The sequence below is a fragment of the Lentibacillus sp. genome (genome assembly GCF_035301675.1).
Lineage (GTDB): Bacteria > Bacillota > Bacilli > Bacillales > Amphibacillaceae > Lentibacillus.
Window position 1 is genome coordinate 1 of record NZ_DATGTT010000015.1, and the last position, 17,843, is coordinate 17,843.

At 44.3% G+C, this 17,843-nt stretch carries 13 protein-coding genes and 1 pseudogene; 12 read left to right on the forward strand and 2 right to left on the reverse strand.

Annotation, left to right across the window (positions count from 1 at the left end; genetic code table 11):
- The first annotated feature begins 96 nt into the window (after nucleotides 1–96).
- From VK097_RS02995 to VK097_RS03015, 5 genes are all read left to right on the forward strand, one after another.
- Nucleotides 97–945, forward strand: coding sequence for a MurR/RpiR family transcriptional regulator (locus VK097_RS02995; protein WP_324210328.1), 849 nt, complete (start codon nucleotides 97–99; stop codon nucleotides 943–945).
- 161 nt (nucleotides 946–1,106) lie between these two features.
- Nucleotides 1,107–2,018: an N-acetylmuramic acid 6-phosphate etherase gene (gene murQ, locus VK097_RS03000; RefSeq protein ID WP_324210317.1), complete on the forward strand. Its 912-nt coding sequence runs from the start codon at nucleotides 1,107–1,109 to the stop codon at nucleotides 2,016–2,018.
- Between the two features lie 107 nt (nucleotides 2,019–2,125).
- Nucleotides 2,126–3,445: an ABC transporter substrate-binding protein gene (locus VK097_RS03005; protein ID WP_414672148.1), complete on the forward strand. Its 1,320-nt coding sequence runs from the start codon at nucleotides 2,126–2,128 to the stop codon at nucleotides 3,443–3,445.
- A gap of 85 nt (nucleotides 3,446–3,530) precedes the next feature.
- The gene (locus VK097_RS03010) at nucleotides 3,531–4,424 is read left to right on the forward strand and encodes a carbohydrate ABC transporter permease (RefSeq protein ID WP_324210319.1); all 894 of its coding nucleotides are present in this window, start codon (nucleotides 3,531–3,533) and stop codon (nucleotides 4,422–4,424) included.
- An 18-nt stretch (nucleotides 4,425–4,442) separates the two neighbouring features.
- Nucleotides 4,443–5,285 (forward strand): carbohydrate ABC transporter permease, encoded by an 843-nt coding sequence (locus tag VK097_RS03015; RefSeq protein WP_324210320.1) that lies wholly within the window; start codon nucleotides 4,443–4,445, stop codon nucleotides 5,283–5,285.
- A gap of 172 nt (nucleotides 5,286–5,457) precedes the next feature.
- On the opposite strand, the gene VK097_RS03020 is transcribed toward VK097_RS03015, so the two are convergent.
- Nucleotides 5,458–5,820 carry a hypothetical protein gene (locus VK097_RS03020; protein ID WP_324210321.1) on the reverse strand — a complete coding sequence of 121 codons (363 nt, stop codon included), beginning with the start codon at nucleotides 5,818–5,820 and terminating at the stop codon, nucleotides 5,458–5,460.
- Nucleotides 5,821–6,320: 500 nt separating this feature from the next.
- On the opposite strand from VK097_RS03020, the gene VK097_RS03025 reads away from it, so the two are divergent.
- Complete coding sequence (locus VK097_RS03025) at nucleotides 6,321–7,262, forward strand: DMT family transporter (RefSeq protein WP_324210322.1); 942 nt, start codon at nucleotides 6,321–6,323, stop codon at nucleotides 7,260–7,262.
- Between the two features lie 60 nt (nucleotides 7,263–7,322).
- Here the strand turns inward: VK097_RS03025 and VK097_RS03030 are convergent.
- A pseudogene (locus VK097_RS03030) lies at nucleotides 7,323–7,943 on the reverse strand (TIGR00366 family protein); the annotation flags it as partial.
- Between the two features lie 202 nt (nucleotides 7,944–8,145).
- Between VK097_RS03030 and VK097_RS03035 the strand changes: the two are divergent.
- The 6 genes from VK097_RS03035 (at nucleotide 8,146) to VK097_RS03060 (ending at nucleotide 17,837) form a co-directional block, all read left to right on the forward strand.
- Complete coding sequence (locus tag VK097_RS03035; protein WP_324210323.1) at nucleotides 8,146–9,642, forward strand: TIGR02677 family protein; 1,497 nt, start codon at nucleotides 8,146–8,148, stop codon at nucleotides 9,640–9,642.
- Nucleotides 9,642–10,814, forward strand: coding sequence for a TIGR02678 family protein (locus VK097_RS03040; RefSeq protein ID WP_324210324.1), 1,173 nt, complete (start codon nucleotides 9,642–9,644; stop codon nucleotides 10,812–10,814). The genes VK097_RS03035 and VK097_RS03040 overlap by 1 nt, the downstream gene beginning before the upstream one ends.
- Nucleotides 10,798–14,943, forward strand: a complete 4,146-nt coding sequence (locus VK097_RS03045) for a TIGR02680 family protein (RefSeq protein WP_324210325.1) — start codon at nucleotides 10,798–10,800, stop codon at nucleotides 14,941–14,943. The genes VK097_RS03040 and VK097_RS03045 overlap by 17 nt, the downstream gene beginning before the upstream one ends.
- Nucleotides 14,944–14,975: 32 nt before the next feature.
- Nucleotides 14,976–16,238: a TIGR02679 family protein gene (locus VK097_RS03050; protein WP_324210326.1), complete on the forward strand. Its 1,263-nt coding sequence runs from the start codon at nucleotides 14,976–14,978 to the stop codon at nucleotides 16,236–16,238.
- 212 nt (nucleotides 16,239–16,450) lie between these two features.
- Nucleotides 16,451–17,230, forward strand: a complete 780-nt coding sequence (gene fabI, locus VK097_RS03055) for an enoyl-ACP reductase FabI (RefSeq protein WP_324210327.1) — start codon at nucleotides 16,451–16,453, stop codon at nucleotides 17,228–17,230.
- Nucleotides 17,231–17,747: 517 nt separating this feature from the next.
- Nucleotides 17,748–17,837, forward strand: a complete 90-nt coding sequence (locus VK097_RS03060) for a putative holin-like toxin (protein WP_324210329.1) — start codon at nucleotides 17,748–17,750, stop codon at nucleotides 17,835–17,837.
- The last annotated feature ends 6 nt before the right edge of the window (nucleotides 17,838–17,843 follow it).

Below are 17,843 nucleotides of genomic sequence, written 5' to 3' on the forward strand. Positions count from 1 at the left end.
ATCATTGGCGCCTTTCTAATGGAAAACAAACAACTGAAAGAAACTATGATTCAACATATGATTTCAACATGTTAAGAGGTGATCGGATTGTCACAAGTGAAAGGCGGTCTGACCATTTTAAGAGAAATGGCCAACACCCTGCCGCCATCAGAAAAAAAATTAGCTGACTATATATTAGAAAATCCGGAAGATTCAATCATGCTGACAGCTTTATCCCTTGGAAAAGAAAGCGGCACATCAAGTGCAGCAGTCATCCGATTGTGCAAATCTCTCGGACTGAAAGGTTTTCAGGAATTAAAAATCCGTGTTGCTGGTGATCTGCAGGAACAAACAGGGTATGGTTATCGGGATATTGAGCCAAATGATAAAACAGAGAATTTAATTGAAAAAATGACATCAAATACGATCCAAACAATCAAAGAAACTGTGGATATGATGCGCGAATCGGATCTGGAAAGTGCCGCCGATGCACTATCCAAAGCAAAATCGATTGTTATCATCGGGTTTGGTGCCTCCTATATTGCAGCTAAAGATGCGGAACAGAAGTTTACACGGATTGATAAATTTGTACAGGCTTTTTCGGATGTCCATATGGGCGCGACTGCCATCGCCAATAAAGGACCTGACGATGTTGTTGTGGGGATTTCCTTTTCGGGCAAAACAAAACAGGTGATTGATTTACTGGAGCTGGCTAAACAAAAAAATGTCAAAACAATCGGCATCACCAAAACCGGCAAGTCACCTGTCAGTAATATTACGGATATTCAATTGCATACGTCCGCAGCGAAAGAGGCAACGTTCAGAAGCGGTGCGACATCATCAAGAATGGCTCAGCTACACGTGATTGATATTCTGCTGATGGTCATAGCCTCCAATGAATACGAAGAGATTATTCAGCATCTCGATGAAACAAGGGAAGCGATAACCGCTCTAAAGCAAAGGTAGCAAAAGTCTGCCCATGTTGAAATAATATTACGAAAAATTGAAACTAATCTTGACAAAATAATTCGAAATGCCTATACTAAGAACAAGTCAAAAGTTTGATAATTTTTTTAATATTAATTGAAAGCGCTTTACTATATTTAGGCGGGGAGATTCATAGATATATGGAATTGGCAAAATTAACGACAGAACAACGCAATGAAACCAGTATGGCATTGGATCAAATGTCCACGATGGAAATTTTAAATGTTATTAACGATGAAGACAAAAAAATTGCGACGGCTGTTGAAACGGCATTGCCTAAGGTAAATGATGCTATTGAACATACTTACAGGGCATTAAAACAGGGCGGCCGTCTATTTTATGTCGGTGCAGGGACGAGCGGCAGACTTGGTGTAGTAGACGCATCGGAATGCCCGCCAACATTCATGACATCGCATGATACGGTTCAAACCGTTATGGCGGGCGGAACCGGAGCTTTTTTCAAAGCGGTTGAAGGTTCTGAGGACGAAGAATCCCAGGGTGCCAGCGATACCAAAGCAAAAATGCTAACGAATAAAGACGTTGTGGTGGGCATCACCGCAAGCGGCAGAACACCATATCCGATCGGTGCGTTAAAGTATGCCCGGGAAGTTGGTGCTTATTCTGTTTCGTTATCATGCAATGACCATTCAATAATCAGCCAATTTGCCGATACTGAAATTGAAGTGATTGTCGGTCCGGAAGTGCTGACAGGATCAACCAGGATGAAAGCAGCAACCGCTCACAAAATGATTTTAAATATGATCAGCACAACGACGATGATCAAACTTGGAAAAGTCTATGAAAATCTGATGGTTGACGTCCATGCCAGCAATTATAAATTAATGCAGCGGGCTAGACGTATCATCATGGAAATTACCGGTGTTGATTACGATGTAGCTGATAGAACACTAGCCTTAACGAATAATCAGGTAAAACCTTCCATTGTGATGATTAAAGGAGGTGTTACATACAAGGAAGCAGAACAAGCAATTGAAAAAAGTAACGGATATGTCCGTGACGCAATTGCATACGCACTTAATTCCAATGTCTGAAACGTCATTAATGGTTACATGAACTATTGATGAGTTTCATATATTTTAATTAAACAAAGGGGGAGGTTATTTTGAAGCGATTACTAAAAAATCCTTTCGTGCTTTTTATGATGGCTGCATTGCTGATAATAGCAGTTGCCTGTTCAGACGACAGCTCATCTGAAGGGTCATCGGATGACAGCGGTGACAATTCAAGCGAAGCAGCCAGCGATGGCGAGGGATTAAGCGGTACGTTGGAAATTCAGTACTTTGTCGGGGGTTACGGTGACTCATGGTGGAAGGAAGTAATCGGTGATTTTCAGGAAAAGCATCCTGATCTGGAAATTAAAGAACATGCCGGCCCGAACATTAATGAAGAGATGAGGTCGCGCTGGGTTTCCGGGGATCCGCCTGATGTCGTGTATATCGATGGTGCCGGATCGAGTGAAACACAGATGGTTGAAGATGGACAGCTGATGGATCTTACCGATTGGGTAAAGGATATCAAAGTTGATGGAAAACCTTTGATGGATAGCTTCATTGTACCGCCGTCTGATTTTGATGGTAAAATCTACAGCTTGCCGCTCGTATTTGACTCTTGGGGCACATGGTATGATAAAGCATGGTTTGAGGAAAACAACTGGGAAGTACCATCAGATTTTGAAAGTTTCATGAGTTCAATGGGACAAATTAAGGAAGATGCTGATATTTCGCCATTTGTAACTACAGGAAAGCATCCTTATTACTTCCTGCGCGGCATGCTGTATCCAGCATTTGGAGCAGCCGGTGGTGATGAGCTGCTGAATGACGTCATTACGGGTGCTGAGGGTGCATGGACAAGTGACAAAGTGCTTGAAGTTATGAAAAAAGTAGAGAAAATGCAGAAGGAAGGCTATATAGACGAAGGGTTCGCAGCGATTAACCATACGCAATCCCAAATGAACTTCCTGCTTCACGATAATGCTTATATTCCAGTTGGGTTCTGGCTTCCAAATGAAATGGAAGGCGACAAACCTGAGGATTTAGAGTATGGCTTTATTCCATCACCAATGAACGATGCCGGTGAGCCGATGGCTGTTGTACCGGATCTGCGTCCGCTGGCGATTGCTGAACAGGCGGAAAACCCTGAGGCAGCCAAAGCATTTGTTGAGTTTGTCTTCACAAAAGAATATGCCAAGTCGTTCTCTGAACATACAGGTGCGATCATGAACCTGCAGGGAGTTGATCTTGCATCGAATGATAAGGTTCCGCAATATTTGATTGATGCAAACGAAATGATTAATGATCCGGAAAAAGTCCAAATCTATCATAAGCCTCACCCGATGAGTGCTGATTTGGAGACGCCGATCAGTGATTCTCTCGTTTCTTTGATGCTCGGCAATATTACTGCTGAAGAATTTGTAAAAGAAGCAGAAAAGGCGGCTGAGGAATACCGAAATAGTCAGTAACTCAGTTAAAAAAGTAAATGTGTATGGAATGTGAAAGCCTGCTTTTGCATTCCATACCCTTATTTTCACGAGAAAGAGTGATTGGATGGTACAATCTAAAAAACAAAAATACCTGTTTTTGGCATTTTGCCTGGTCCCGACATTCATCATGTTCAGCATTTTTACACTTTATCCATTATTCAGCGGATTGTATTATTCTTTTTTTGAGATGTCAGGCTCATCACAGGCAAAGGAATTTATCGGGTTTGATAATTACATACAACTGTTTAATGATGAAATCTTTCCGGCGACTATCTGGCATGATTATTTCCTTGTTATAACAAAAGTAATCGGTATTATGATTATGGCATTGTTCATTGCTGTTGCATTAACACAGCTGAAAATTAAAGAAGCACCGTTTTACCGGATCATCTTTTTCTTCCCAAATATCATGTCTGTAGTTGTCATCGGTATTTTATGGGCATTCATTTATAACCCGGATCTGGGTCTGGTTAATTCAGGTCTGGAATTTATCGGGCTTGAAGAATGGACAAGGGCCTGGCTGGGGAATGAAAATTGGGCGCTGACAAGTCTCGTTTTGCCGTCCATCTGGGCTGGCATCGGCCTGTTTATGCTGCTTTTAATGGGAGGAATCGCAAACATCTCGAAAAGCTATTACGAAGCGGCGCGGATTGACGGTGCGAATGAATGGCAGCAATTCTGGAAAGTAACCTTACCGCTTGTATGGCCCCAGATTAAAATTTCCATCCTGTACATTGTTATTACAACGCTAAACGGCTCCTTTATCATTGTCCAAGTCATGACGGGAGGCGGACCAAATAACGCAACACATGTCATGGGATCGTATCTTTATCAGCAGGCTTTCCAGCAATATAACTTCGGGTATGGAGCAACAATCGGTGTTATGATCCTGGTGATTTCATTGATTACCGTATTAATCCTGCAGCTGTTGCTGAGAAGAGACAAGGTGGAATACTGATGGAAGGGGTGAACCAGCATGAAACGGAGTATAGGTGAAATCATATCAAGAACCGGCATTCGAATTCCGTTAATACTATGGTCAATTGCTGTCCTTTATCCGATTATCTGGATGTTTATCGGCTCATTTAAATCAAACGCCGAAATTTATGCCAATCCGTGGGGGTTCCCGGAAACATGGAATTTTCAAAATTTCGTGACGGCATGGACTGAATATAATATTGATACGAGTGTGTTTAACAGTTTGATTGTCACAGTAGTGGGTGCTCTTCTGACATTGGTGCTGGCTATCCCGACTGCTTATGCACTCGAACGTATCCGTTTTAAAGGGAGTAATTTTCTATTCACATTATATATTTCAGCTATGATGATCCCGATGGTACTGGGCTGGATCCCGTTGTTTTTCCTGCTGGCACAGTTCAACCTGCTGGACAACATTTTCGGGCTTGCGATTGTGTATGCCATCAGTCAGCTGCCGTTTTCAATTTTCGTGCTCACCAGTTTTATCAGTACGATACCGAAATCGCTCGAGGAATCAGCTGCTATGGATGGCATGTCGCCGTATGGTGTGCTGTGGAAAATCATCACACCGCTCTCCATGTCCGGGATCATTACTGTGACGATTATGAACGCGATACAATTTTGGAACGAATATTTTATGGCATTGATTTTCCTGCAGAGCGAGGAAAATTATACACTGGCACTAGCGATTGATTTTATCAGCAGTGAAGCACAGTATACTAACGCATGGGGAACATTATTCGCAAGCCTCGTCTTTGCGATTGTTCCGGTCATCATTTTGTATTCGATTTTCCAGCAGCGGATTGCAAAAGGTATGACAGAAGGTGCTATCAAGGGTTAATAAGGTTGAAAAAATGTGGTGCCCCGGCAGCAATGCGGGGCACCACATTTTTTACTATGTCGGATTAATAGTTTCGTCTAACCCAGCTGTCACTTGCAAAATCTATCGCTTTATTGCCGAGATGGATATTGGAAACATACCAGCCTCTGCCATTGGTGGATGCATCAGTCTTCTAACTGAAACGGATATAATTGATATCTTCAGGTATTTCTATGCTATGCGATTCCCAGCCTTCACTGATGCCCGTGAATTCTTTATTTATGCTTGTCCAGTTTTCACCATCCTCTGAAACTTCTACGGCGCCAAAATCATAGTTATTCTCAAGCCGGTACCAGGTTTCAAAAGTGAGCGAAGCACCGGTATGCCCGATGGCTGATGTATCTGAAAGCGGCCCCATATACCAGCTTTGTGCAACTTCCCAGCCAAGTCCATGTTCATCACCCGGGAATTCAGGAAGCTGATTTTCAACAAGCAGTCCGACCGTGTCAGGATCTAAGATTTGCTCGCTGCCATAACGTCCTTCATTAATCATCATATGAAAAAGCTTACATTAAGCGTAATTCGATATCTTCCGTACGTCTATCCTACTTAGGAATTAAAAATGTTTCGAAACTTGTGAAAAATATGCGGGACGATTTAAAGTCCAGCGAATATATGGTGGGTGACTGGCGAGTCGTTAGGTCCAAAAATGCACCAATCATGGTAAAAGATGACAGGAGAAATTGTTAAAGGTAAATACCAAAAAAATGGTGTCCCGATCAAAGCGGGGCACCCAATGGTTATGAAAGAGGGGGTATCTTTCAACTTATATCCATAATAAGCCAAGAAATTCAACATGTCCATCCAACTTCATGATTAAAAATGCTGTGCAAGTTTGTCAATCAATGTCAAATGACCCGGTCGAAAAGTAGGATAATGGGATATGGTGTCAGCTCCCATGTCTTGAAACGCGTAATTTGCCATGGTTATCGAAAATTAATATACTGGTAGTATTATGTCGGAAAAAGAGGTCTTTCAACAATGGGGAACGGGCTATTGAAAAATAAATGGGTTGTCTGGGGGCTAATGCTGCTCATCACAGTTATTTGGGGCTATGCATGGGTGTTCATGAAAGTCTCACTGAATTTTATGGGGCCGTTTACGTTCTCGGCATTGCGGTTCGGAACAGGCGCAGCTACACTGCTGCTCGTTGTATGGCTTGTAAAAGCAGGCAAGCCACCCCGCAGCATGTGGAAACATTTAATTGTAGTCGGGCTCCTGCAGACCACGATTGTGTTTACGTTTGTGATGTACGGCATGCAGTTTGTCGATGCCGGGAAGTCGTCTGTACTGCTTTATTCAATGCCGCTCTGGAGCAGTCTGTTTGCCGTGAAAATTTTAGGTGAAAAAATAACATCGGGAAAATTGTTCGGTCTTGCAGTCGGCATGCTCGGCCTTGTTACGATCCTGGGATGGGATATACTCTTTGTGCAGAATCTCTCGGTTATTTTTGGCGAAGTTCTGATTATCGTTGCAGCAGTTTCGTGGGCCGCATCGAACGTATACTATCGCGTTAAACTGGAGGGGATGACACAACTGCAGGTTTCGGCTTATCAAATGCTGTTCGGGACGGTTGGTATTGTTATAGCCACGTTGTTTGCCGAGTGGGGAGACCCTATACGGCTGACGGGCGAGAGTATTTTTTACATATTGTTCACAGGCGTGCTTGCCTCTGCTTTATGTTTTACTGTCTGGTTTCTGATTTTAAGTATGATTGATATGATTACAGCAACCTTGTCAACATTGCTTGTGCCGGTATTCGGTCTGTTTTTCGGCTGGTTGATTCTGGATGAGGAATTGACAAACAGCATTCTGATAGGATCGGTAATGATTATAGCCGGAATTACTGTTGCACAGGTGTTTGGCAAAGAAAAAACGAAGCAGGATGTTGTGGGAGCCAATCATCGGTTAAACACTGAAGAACATCAAGGTTCATAATTTCATAGGCAGAAAATGTCCCGGCTTCATTTAGGCCGGGACGTCTTATGTGACACGCACTTAAAAGAATAATAATCCAATCGAAATCGGTATGAAACCATAAAACAAAATCAGAACGCAAAAGCCCATAATATCGCGGACCTTTAATCCTGCAATTGCGAGCAGCGGCAGTGCCCAGAATGGCTGAATCATGTTTGTCCATGCATCACCCCATGCTACACCCATTGCGGTTTTCGCCGTGTCCGCCCCGATTTCCAGAGCAGCAGGTATCATGATTGGCCCCTGGACCGCCCACTGGCCACCGCCGGACGGAACGAAGAAATTAACAATGCCGGCACTAATGAACGAGAAAAGCGGCAGCGTGAGTTCATTGGAAATGCTCACAAACCACATCGACATCTCCTGCGACAGTCCTGACTCGACCATCATACCCATAATTCCCGCATAGAACGGAAATTGGATAATGATGCCACCGGCGTTTTTAATAGCTTTAGTCACACTGTTTAAAAAGCGGCGGGGTGTTTTATAGAAAAGAATACCCATAAAAAGGAAAATAAAGTTGACAATATTAAGATTCAAATCAAAACCATTTTGCACAAAATGATAAATAATAAAGCCGATTCCCATCAGTCCGATAACAAGCGAGATAATTCGGCTGCTTTCCAGACTCTCGGCAGGTGTCCAGTGTCAATTGGGCTTGTTTGATCGTATGATTCTGCCAATTCTTTAAGGCCTGAACTGTTCAATAATCGAAAAAGGCTATATTATGTGGTGATCATAGCCCATAGCACAAATTTTACTCGAATTTCCGAAACGAAACCCATAGACAGATAATGGCGGCAGACGTACAATAAAAGAAAGTCGAAAAATGCGAGTGATAAACATGCAGACACAGCCATTCAAAAAAGTGCAGGAAGCTTCCTATTTAACTGCGGATAAAGCATGGAGCTACCGGGCAATCCTGCGTTATTTTTACATACAGCATGAACGGATGCGTGAGTTTCTTTTTCCCGAAGAGATTTTTGCACATCTGAAGGATCTGGACGGCTTTCAGGACTATACGGAAGATCAGCTCCATCAGGATCTTGAACAGCTAGTGAAATGGAATAACCTGATTGCCAGACAGGAGATGAGCAGGGCTAGTACAATTGAAGAATTCAAGAAAAAGCGATACCGCTATCAATCGACACCATATACGATTGAATTCGAACGAATGCTCCAAGAAATGGAAAAAGGCGGCAATGTCTTCGGCGGATCGCTTGAGCGAAAAGAGTTTGAACGGCTTTATCAGGAATTGTTGAAAGTAGAGAATATTATTACTAAAGACAGCTTGCCGTCCGCTGATGAATGTTCACAGCTGTGGAACGATATTTTTGCCTACTTTCGTTCAATCAACCAAAACACGTCCGATTACATGGCACACATCAACAGTGAAGAGGCCGAAGAGCGGATGCAGACAGAAGCGTTTCTTGCCTATAAGGATCAGTTCACCACCTATTTGCGTGATTTCATTATTGGCCTCCAGCAGACAGCTTTGAAAATTCAGGAGCTTGTTGGGACAATCACCCTTAATCAGCTGCAGCCGCTGATCAGTCAGGTTATCGTTCATCAGCAGCAAATACCGCGGTTTGAGGATATCGGTTTGGATGAAAAGGAATTAATCACCGATCAGGAAGAAAAGTGGCGCAGTTTATGTGATTGGTTCCTTGGCAATGCGCATGGTGAAAGTAACCTGGAAATGCTGCAGACAAGGACAAATGAACAAATTCGCCGTATTACCCGTGTTGTCCAGAGGCTGGGGGAGCGTCATCATTATTTCCGAAGCCGTAAAAAGGATTATCTGCATTTGGCGGAGTGGTTTGATTCAATGGACGACGTAAAAGAAGCCCATGAACTATCTTCTGTTGTTTTCGGAGTTTTCCATACAAGACATCTGTTTAGTGATCATGTGCCGACTGATGATATTTATACCGATATTTGGGATGAGACACCGATGGAACATGAAACAAAGCCGCGCATCCGGAATTACCGTGAAAAGACCAGACCCGGCGCAATCGTCAGTCAGCAAAAGCGGAAGGAAGAAGCACGCGCTGAACATTTGCGCAAAAAGCAGCTTGAACAGGAAAAGCTAAAACAATATATGAGCGGTAATGAAATCAGACTTGAAGATTTACCGGCCGTTGAGCCATATGTCAGAAAAATGCTCCTGAGCTGGATCGGCAAGGCAATGGCTCGAAACGACCGGACCTTTAAGACGGAGTATGGCCGCCGGGTAAAAGTCATCATGGAGCCGGGTGAACGAATTATGTTGCATGCGGAAGACGGCGATATTGAAATGCCTCATGTGACATTCCAATTTCTTGATGAGGTGAAGCGTTAATGGAACTCAACCATTTTGACGATAAAGCAGTGCGGGCGTTGGCGCTGCTCCTGGAAAAGTTCTGGGTGCTGCGTCTTGAAGAGCCAGACCTGTATCAAATAATACGTGAACGGGAAAAAGTTCTGAAACGGTACGTTGATGACAAGCTTGGTTTTGAGCTGATTGTCCACCAGCATTTCATCAAGCTGGAAAAAATACCTGTTGAGCCGAAAAGCTGGATGGGCGTTCATGATTTTCAGGAACCTCGGGATTATTCGATGTTTTGCTGTGCATTGGCCTTTACAGAGAATTGCTCGGTCGATGAACAATTTTTGCTGTCAGATATTTGTGAGGACATCAAAGATCTGTACCCGGGCGACTTTCCGCTTGACTGGACGAACTATAATCATCGCCGATCATTAGTGCGTGTCATCAAAGTACTGGAGAAACTTTCAATCTTAAAGTCAGTTGAAGGTGAGATTGACCGATTTGCGATGGATTCTGAGCAGGAAGTGCTTTATGAAACAACGGTCTATGCACGTTATTTCATGCGTTCTTATCCAAGGGATTTATTTGAATACAGCACAGCTTCAGATATTTTGGCGAGCGAATGGGAAGGTCATGAAACGGACGAGCGGCGCAAGCGGGTCTATCGCAAATTGTTCATTTCACCGGTTGTACACCGTGAAGGCGAAGATGATCCCGATTTTGCCTATATCCGCAATTTCCGCAACCGGCTGCGGGAGGATATTGAAGCACACACACAGTTCCGGCTTGAAGTATTCAAAAATGCTGCCGCGCTGGTGGCGGAGGAACGGAAGCAGGAATTGACACTTTTTCCGGACAAGAAAGCGATCATGGACGTGGCACTCCATGTGGCAAGCTATTTGCGCAGCCAGGATATCTATCAGCCGGATGAGCTCGGGACAATCCATATATCTCGCATTGCTTTTGAAGAAATAGTCGCTGAAGTCCGGGGGATTTATGGGAAAGGCTGGAGTAAACATTATCGGGAGTCCACCATCCCTGCTGTTACAAATGAATTAATAGATTTGCTGAGAGATTGGGAAATGCTTGGAGTTGAACCTGTAACAAATACACTTATTATTAAGCCGCTGTTCGGGCGGGCAATCGGACATTTTCCAAAAGACTTTTCGACAAGTGAGGATGAGACACATGAACAAGAATCGTAAATGGCAAATGAATCGGACCGGGCTGTTGAACTTCTGGTACTATGACGATGAAATTTTTGACTTTGCGGATGGAAAGCTCTTACTCCGGGGCTCAAACGGATCAGGAAAATCTGTCACGATGCAGAGTATATTACCGGTTTTGCTTGACGGCAAAAAATCTCCTGACCGGCTTGATCCATTTGGCTCAAGAGCACGAAAAATGGAAGATTATCTGCTCGGTGAAAAAGATGTGGTCGACCGGGATGAGCGGACCGGCTATTTATTCCTCGAGTACAAGCGCGAAGATACGAATCAGTATATCACGACAGGTATCGGTCTTCAGGCGCGCCGGCATAAAAATATGAATTTCTGGGGATTTGTCATAACGGATAATCGCCGGATCGGGAAGGACTTTGCTCTGTACGAAATGGCATATAACGGCGGTGAGAAGCAGCGTATCCCGTTGTCGCGCGTTCAGCTGGAAAACCGGATTGGCAGCGGCGGACAGGTTGTGCGTACACAAGGCGAATACATGAGACTGGTGAACAAGCATATTTTCGGGTTTGACAATATGGAAGCCTACGATGACCTGATTAAGTTGCTGATTCAACTCCGCAGTCCGAAATTGTCAAAAGAATTCAGGCCGACAGCCATTTATGACATCCTCGAAGCGTCCCTTCCGCCGCTGACGGACGATGATTTGCGTCACCTTTCCGATACGATTGAACATATGGACCAGACGAAACAGCAAATCGAGCAATTGGAACGCGAACAGACTGCATTGGAAAAATTGCTAAAACGGTATGATGCGTATAACCAATACAAGCTGGCGGACAAGGCAAACCAATATGTCGAGGCAAAAAAAAGCTACAGTAAAGAAGAAAAGGCATTTACCGAAAAACGTGACAGGAAACAAAACCTGGAAGCAAGCATTACGGAAATGGAGGCGCGTAAACGCGAACTGGATCAGACCTCAGATGTACTTGAGCAAAAACGGACGCGCTTACAAAACCATAAAGTATGGAATCTGGAAACGGAAAAACATAATGAAGAAAAAGCATTGCAGGAAATCAGGAATGACCACGCCAACAAGGACAAAACATTGACAACGAAAAAGCAGCAGGAACTTCGCGCCAAAGAGAGGCAGGATGAACTGGAGGCAAATCTGGATGAGCAAGTTCATGAACTTGATGACATGATTGATGACATGGACCAGGATGCAGCAGATGCCTCCTTCTTGCAGCACAGTTTGAATAAGGAAGACTTCCGGCGCAATCAGAATACGGATCATGATTTTACCGTATGGAAAAAGGAAGCCGAAGCACATTACCAGGCGCTTGAATCCATCACAGACCAGCTCCGGGAGTTTGAACGAAAGAAAGAAAAAATCGCTGAACTCGATCGGGAAATGGCTGCGGATAAATTTGAAATGGATAAGCTGAAGCAGGAAGAACATGACTGGCTCAGTATTTTTGAAAAAGATAAACAGGATAAACTGTCAGAAATTCACACATGGGCTGAACAACACGGTTTTTTACCGATCAGTGATGAAATATTGCAGCAGACGGCAAGAGATTTGTACCGTTTGTATGAGTCTAATTCTTATGAAAACATTCGCAGCCCGTTTGTCGAAGCAGGGAATGACTATCAGCTGGAAATCAACAAGCAGATTGCCCGAAATGACAGCCGGATATCGCAAGTTGAGGATAATATCCGGACAAAACAGCTGGAATTGGATGAATTAAAAACAAAACGCGATCCCGAGCCGCCGAACCAGAGGGAGCAGACACGTGAGGCCCGCCATCAATTATCTGAATCCGGGTACCGTTTTGTGCCGTTTTATGAGGCGGTGGAATTTCAGGAGGACGTGCCGGATGATGTCCGGTGCAACATTGAGGCAGCGCTGATTGATGCAGGTCTTCTGGATGCACTCATCACCAATGCGGATGTCCCGATTGAGCATGATCGTATTTTGGAAGCAAGTCCGAACATGATGGCCCATACACTTGCCGACTATCTCCAGCCGGATATGGACGATGATGGAGCAGTGAGCGGGGAGAAAGTTGATGATGTGCTGCAGAGTATTTTAGTTGATAATGATACTGCGGATCGTGCTTCGATTAACGGTGATGGCACGTATCGTGTTGGCTTGATACGCGGTCATGCCGTTTCGGTTGAACAGGTGAGGTTTATCGGCCGCAATGCCCGAAAACGGTACAGGCAGGAGCAGATTGAGAATCTGGCAGCCGAAATTGAGACATTGGAAGCGGAAAAACGAACGGCTGAGCAGAACATTGAATCATTGCGTTCGGATATCCTGAAAGCCAAAGATGCAATCACTGACTTCCCGGCCGATGACGATTTGTCGGAGAGCTTTTCCCAAATTAAAGAAAAACGTTTTGACATTAGCCAATATGAGAAAAAACTGCGTGATATGGACGAACAAATGAACACACTGAATCAGTCATACCGGGAAATTAAGAGTCAGCTGGATGCGGAAACACGGGAGCTTGATCTCGAGTTTTCGTATGAGGCTTATCAGGAAGCGAAACGGATTATGAGGCAATACGAGAAAGATTTGCATAGCCTGATCAACCGGCATACAACGTACCGCCATACTGCACAGCAGCTTGACCAGATAAAAAATCGGCTGGAAGAGCTGACAGTGGAAGTCGATGACCTTCAGGGTGAATTGAATGTACTCATCGACAGGCAAACCCGGAAAGAGCAAAATATCGCCGAAATTGAAAAACAACTCGAAACGGCGGGTGTTGACGATATACGCAGGCAAATTCGGGAAGTCCAGGAAACGATCAGCGCAACTAATCTGGAACTCGATCAGATTAAAACAGACTTGCCGAAGAAAGAAGCGAACAGAGATGTGCTGGACGATGAAATAAGGACAGCTTCAACGAAACTTGAGTTTTGGACAAACATGATTACAGCTTGGAAGGAATCTTTTTGTGAAGAGGTAAATCTTGGTTTTGTCGAAATTCCGGATCAGGAAATGGAAACTGAGAACATTGCAGCAGCAATTGCCAAACAATATAAGGACTTTCTCAAAGAAAAGGATCCTTCAACGATTGAAAGTCAACTGACGAGCGTTTATTTTGAACAACAGTCCAATTTGATGGAATATCGTATGACCGATACGGAAATGCCAGCATCAGAATCCGATTGGATGCATGGTGGCTGGAGCGATGAACAGCGCATTCAAATTAACAATTGGAAGCAAAAAGCAGACCGTCGTCTTATCCAGCTTGATTTTCAGGGAAAGCGTGTCAGTCCATACTACATTAAAGAAAAAATTGAAAGTGACCGCATGCAGCAGCAATCAATGCTTGATGATCAGGATCGTCAATTGTATGAAGAAATCCTGTTTGATTCAGTCGGTAAAAAGCTCCGAAGCCGGATAAACCGGGCGCAGAATTGGACAGAAAAAATGGATAAGCTGATGGCCAATAGTGACTCGTCATCAGGTCTGTCGTTCTCAATCAGATGGAAGCCCCGGACTGCTGAGACGGAAGCCGAAATGGACACAAAGGAACTGGTGGATTTGCTGCGGCGTGATGCCCGCTTGCTGAAGGAAGAGGATATCAATCAGGTCATTGACCATTTCCGCTCCAAAATTGAACGTGCCAAAGAACTGGTTGAAGTGAAAGGCGAAGGGAATACACTGCTGCAGGTGCTGAAGGACGTACTTGATTACCGGAACTGGTTCTCATTTGTCCTCTCTTATCAGCGTGAAGGCGAACCGAAACGGGAGCTGACCAACCATGCCTTCTACAAGTTCAGCGGTGGCGAAAAAGCGATGGCTATGTATATCCCGCTGTTCACAGCATGTTATTCACGGTATCAGGAAGCTGATGACACAGCACCATATATCATTTCGCTCGATGAAGCCTTTGCCGGTGTGGATGAAAACAACATCCGGGAGATGTTTGAGATTGTTGAGGAGCTTGGATTCGATTACATCATGAACTCGCAAGTGCTCTGGGGTGATTATGATACAGTTTCATCACTTGCCATCGCGGAACTTGTCCGGCCTAAAAATGAAAGCTTTGTCAGCGTCATCCGCTACTATTGGGACGGCCACACTCGCCATCTTGCTCTTGGTGAAGCGGAAAGTGCTGCGGCAAGTGAGTGGTAAAACAGTTTGTTGTTACGAGAGGGGGGGTGGCTATGGATAAAACATTGAACGAAGCGGTCTTGTTTTTTAAAAGCGAGCAGACCTATCAGAAATTGTTTATGCAGTTTAAAAAGAAATATGAGTCCCTTGGCCGGATAGGGGGAACCATCCCTGTACAATTGTTTACGGATGAGGAATTAGAGGTGATTGGCGGCTTTTTTGGCATGCCTGGTTCACGATTGAATGAAAAAGGCTCAATTTCGGTTGCCGCATTCGAGCGGCACCTGGCTGATACGCGGTTTGGTGACATCGAATTAAAGTCATTGCTGGATGCGTATTTTGGTGAAGTGATCATTTCCAAGAAACAGCGGCGGCAAGAGAAGAAAGACGCGTTACGCCGTTATGTTGAGGTATTACGGGCAGATCATCCACATTTGAGGTTCTGGTTTGATTATTTGCTGGAAAACCGTGGTGGGGTGCGCTGGATATGGACTCTGCTTGACAAGACACCAGATGATTTTGCTGCGATGACAGCAAGGCTGGACAGTGCATACCGAAGCCTGCCGGATTCCCCGGAGCGTCTGCCGATGTTCAGTCAGCGGATTACCGGAGACCCGCATGCGTTTGATTTACATGCGGAGCAGGGTAAACTGTGGCTGCATTTATTGGCCGTCGGAGCCGATGTCACATTTCCCTTAACAACTGAAGATACGAATGAATTGCTGCAAAACTATCAGATTTACCGGGATGATCTGTTGAATTACGTCACCTGTGCCGGTCTTTATGCGGAAGCGGATGCCGGCATGCATCCTGTGTGGCAATCTGCAGTCAAGGAAAATACCGTTCAAATCGTTCCAATACGTGAATTGGTTAAACTGACAAATGTGTATCCATCGCAAGGTTCTGACGTATGGATTGTGGAAAATTCAGGTGTTTGCGGCACCTTATTGGATTATAAGCCGGATGTTCCAATTGTTTGCACAAATGGCCAGTTCACACTGGCTGCACTGATGCTGATGGACAAACTTGTCGAGTCGGGATGTTTCCTTCATTATGGTGGTGACTTTGACCCTGAAGGTCTTGGGATGGCACAGCGTCTGCTGAACAGATATCCGGAGGACCATGTGAAATTGTGGCATATGGATGCTAACAGTTATATGGACAGTAATCCGGCAAAAGAATTGTCTGAGGAGCGGCTTGAAAAGCTTAACCGAATAGAACATGCGGATTTGTTGGAAGTAGCCGATGCTATGGGCAGGAAGGGCAAAGCTGGTTATCAGGAAGCACTGGTGGAGCGGATGGCGGAAGACATTTAAAAAGTGTATGTTTATAAAATGGCTGTATATATAGCAGAAATAATCCAATTTTGTTGGATAAAAAACTGAATTTTTTTATCCTTATGCGAAAACCGAATGAGTGATAAAAAGCTTGCAGCAGGCAGGCTTATTTTTTTCTCCCATTTAACACCTGGTCATAATTGTGCTACATTATAATTATAAAACATATCCCTTAAATCGGAGGTACATATATGAATGCACTATTAAAAGATAAAAATCTTGTTGTGATGGGTGTTGCGAATAACCGCAGCATCGCTTGGGGGATCACGAAATCACTTTACAATGCCGGTGCGAACCTGATTTTCACCTATCGCCAGGAACGCTCCAGACAAAAACTGGAAAGACTTCTTAGTAAAAATGGGATTGAACCAAAGCTGATTGTCGCATGTGATGTGGAAGATGATGACAGCATTGCACAAGCGTTTCGGGAAGTCGGTGATCGGATTGGTACAATCCACGGACTTGTCCATTCCGTTGCATTTGCAAACACCGAAGAACTGAAAGGTGACTATGCCGATACGTCACGCGAAGGTTATCTGATGGCGCAAAATATCAGTTCCTACTCGTTTGCTGCGGTGACCCGGGAGGCACGAAAGTACATGACCGAAGGCGGTGGCATCGTTACTCAAACTTATATTGGGGCTGAACGTGTTGTCCCAAATTACAATGTGATGGGGGTTGCCAAGGCTGCTCTGGAAGCGAGTGTGCGTTATCTTGCTGAAGATGTCGGTAAGGATGGTATTCGTGTCAATGCCGTATCGGCCGGGCCGATCAGGACGTTATCTGCCAAGGGTGTCGCCGGATTTAACGAAAAAATGTCGGTCGTGGAAGAAAAAGCACCGCTCCGCCGCCAGGTCGATCAAGATCAGGTCGGTGACGCAACACTGTTTTTGTTAAGCGACTTGGCACGGGGGGTTACCGGGGAAGTGCTACATGTAGACTCCGGCTTCCATATTGTAACCGGCGCATAACCCATCCTTTGGTGATCAGCGAGACTGGACAAAAGAATTGATTAAAGTAAAATCCGAACGATGATTCAAATTCGTCAGTTAAATTTCGAATCAGTTCGGATTTTTCTTGTTATAGTATAATGGCTTATACCGGCTATCATTCGTCTTTATGTTTAGCGTTTTAGTTATGTCCCACCCTAGTTTTCTTATTTCCTGAATCCGCTGATAGGGCGCTTGTGTTTTTGAAAGCTTTATCCCCTAAATGAATTACAAGCCTCCTCATCCCTCTGCATATATTAAAGCATATCAGCATACAATTCGCTTCCCTGTATACCTAATAGCGGCCGCAGCTGTATAAAATCCCATTAATAGAAAATGATTCTAAAGACTCAGCAAAAACATGAACAAGAAATTATGACGCAAACATTTGTTCGCATAACTTGCTTATTTTGTGCTATACTACCAACCAAGAGCTGTTCTTTCAGGCGGGCAAACGGCTGATACGTCTTTGCCGGCAAAGGGGGTGAGGCTTTTGGGTATGTTTGAAGTGTTTATGGTACTGATTGGCTTCGGTACCTTGTTGATTGGATTGCTGGCGTTAATCGTGGAAATGATTAACAGAAAATAGACCCCC

Coding starts and splice junctions, on each gene's coding strand:
- VK097_RS03035 (WP_324210323.1), top strand. CDS start 8,146: ATGCAGACACAGCCATTCAAAAAAGTGCAGGAAGCTTCCTATTTAACT.
- VK097_RS03045 (WP_324210325.1), top strand. CDS start 10,798: ATGAACAAGAATCGTAAATGGCAAATGAATCGGACCGGGCTGTTGAAC.
- VK097_RS03005 (WP_414672148.1), top strand. CDS start 2,126: ATGATGGCTGCATTGCTGATAATAGCAGTTGCCTGTTCAGACGACAGC.
- VK097_RS03040 (WP_324210324.1), top strand. CDS start 9,642: ATGGAACTCAACCATTTTGACGATAAAGCAGTGCGGGCGTTGGCGCTG.
- VK097_RS03060 (WP_324210329.1), top strand. CDS start 17,748: ATGTTTGAAGTGTTTATGGTACTGATTGGCTTCGGTACCTTGTTGATT.
- murQ (WP_324210317.1), top strand. CDS start 1,107: ATGGAATTGGCAAAATTAACGACAGAACAACGCAATGAAACCAGTATG.
- VK097_RS03010 (WP_324210319.1), top strand. CDS start 3,531: ATGGTACAATCTAAAAAACAAAAATACCTGTTTTTGGCATTTTGCCTG.
- VK097_RS03015 (WP_324210320.1), top strand. CDS start 4,443: ATGAAACGGAGTATAGGTGAAATCATATCAAGAACCGGCATTCGAATT.
- VK097_RS03020 (WP_324210321.1), bottom strand. CDS start 5,820: ATGATGATTAATGAAGGACGTTATGGCAGCGAGCAAATCTTAGATCCT.
- VK097_RS03050 (WP_324210326.1), top strand. CDS start 14,976: ATGGATAAAACATTGAACGAAGCGGTCTTGTTTTTTAAAAGCGAGCAG.
- fabI (WP_324210327.1), top strand. CDS start 16,451: ATGAATGCACTATTAAAAGATAAAAATCTTGTTGTGATGGGTGTTGCG.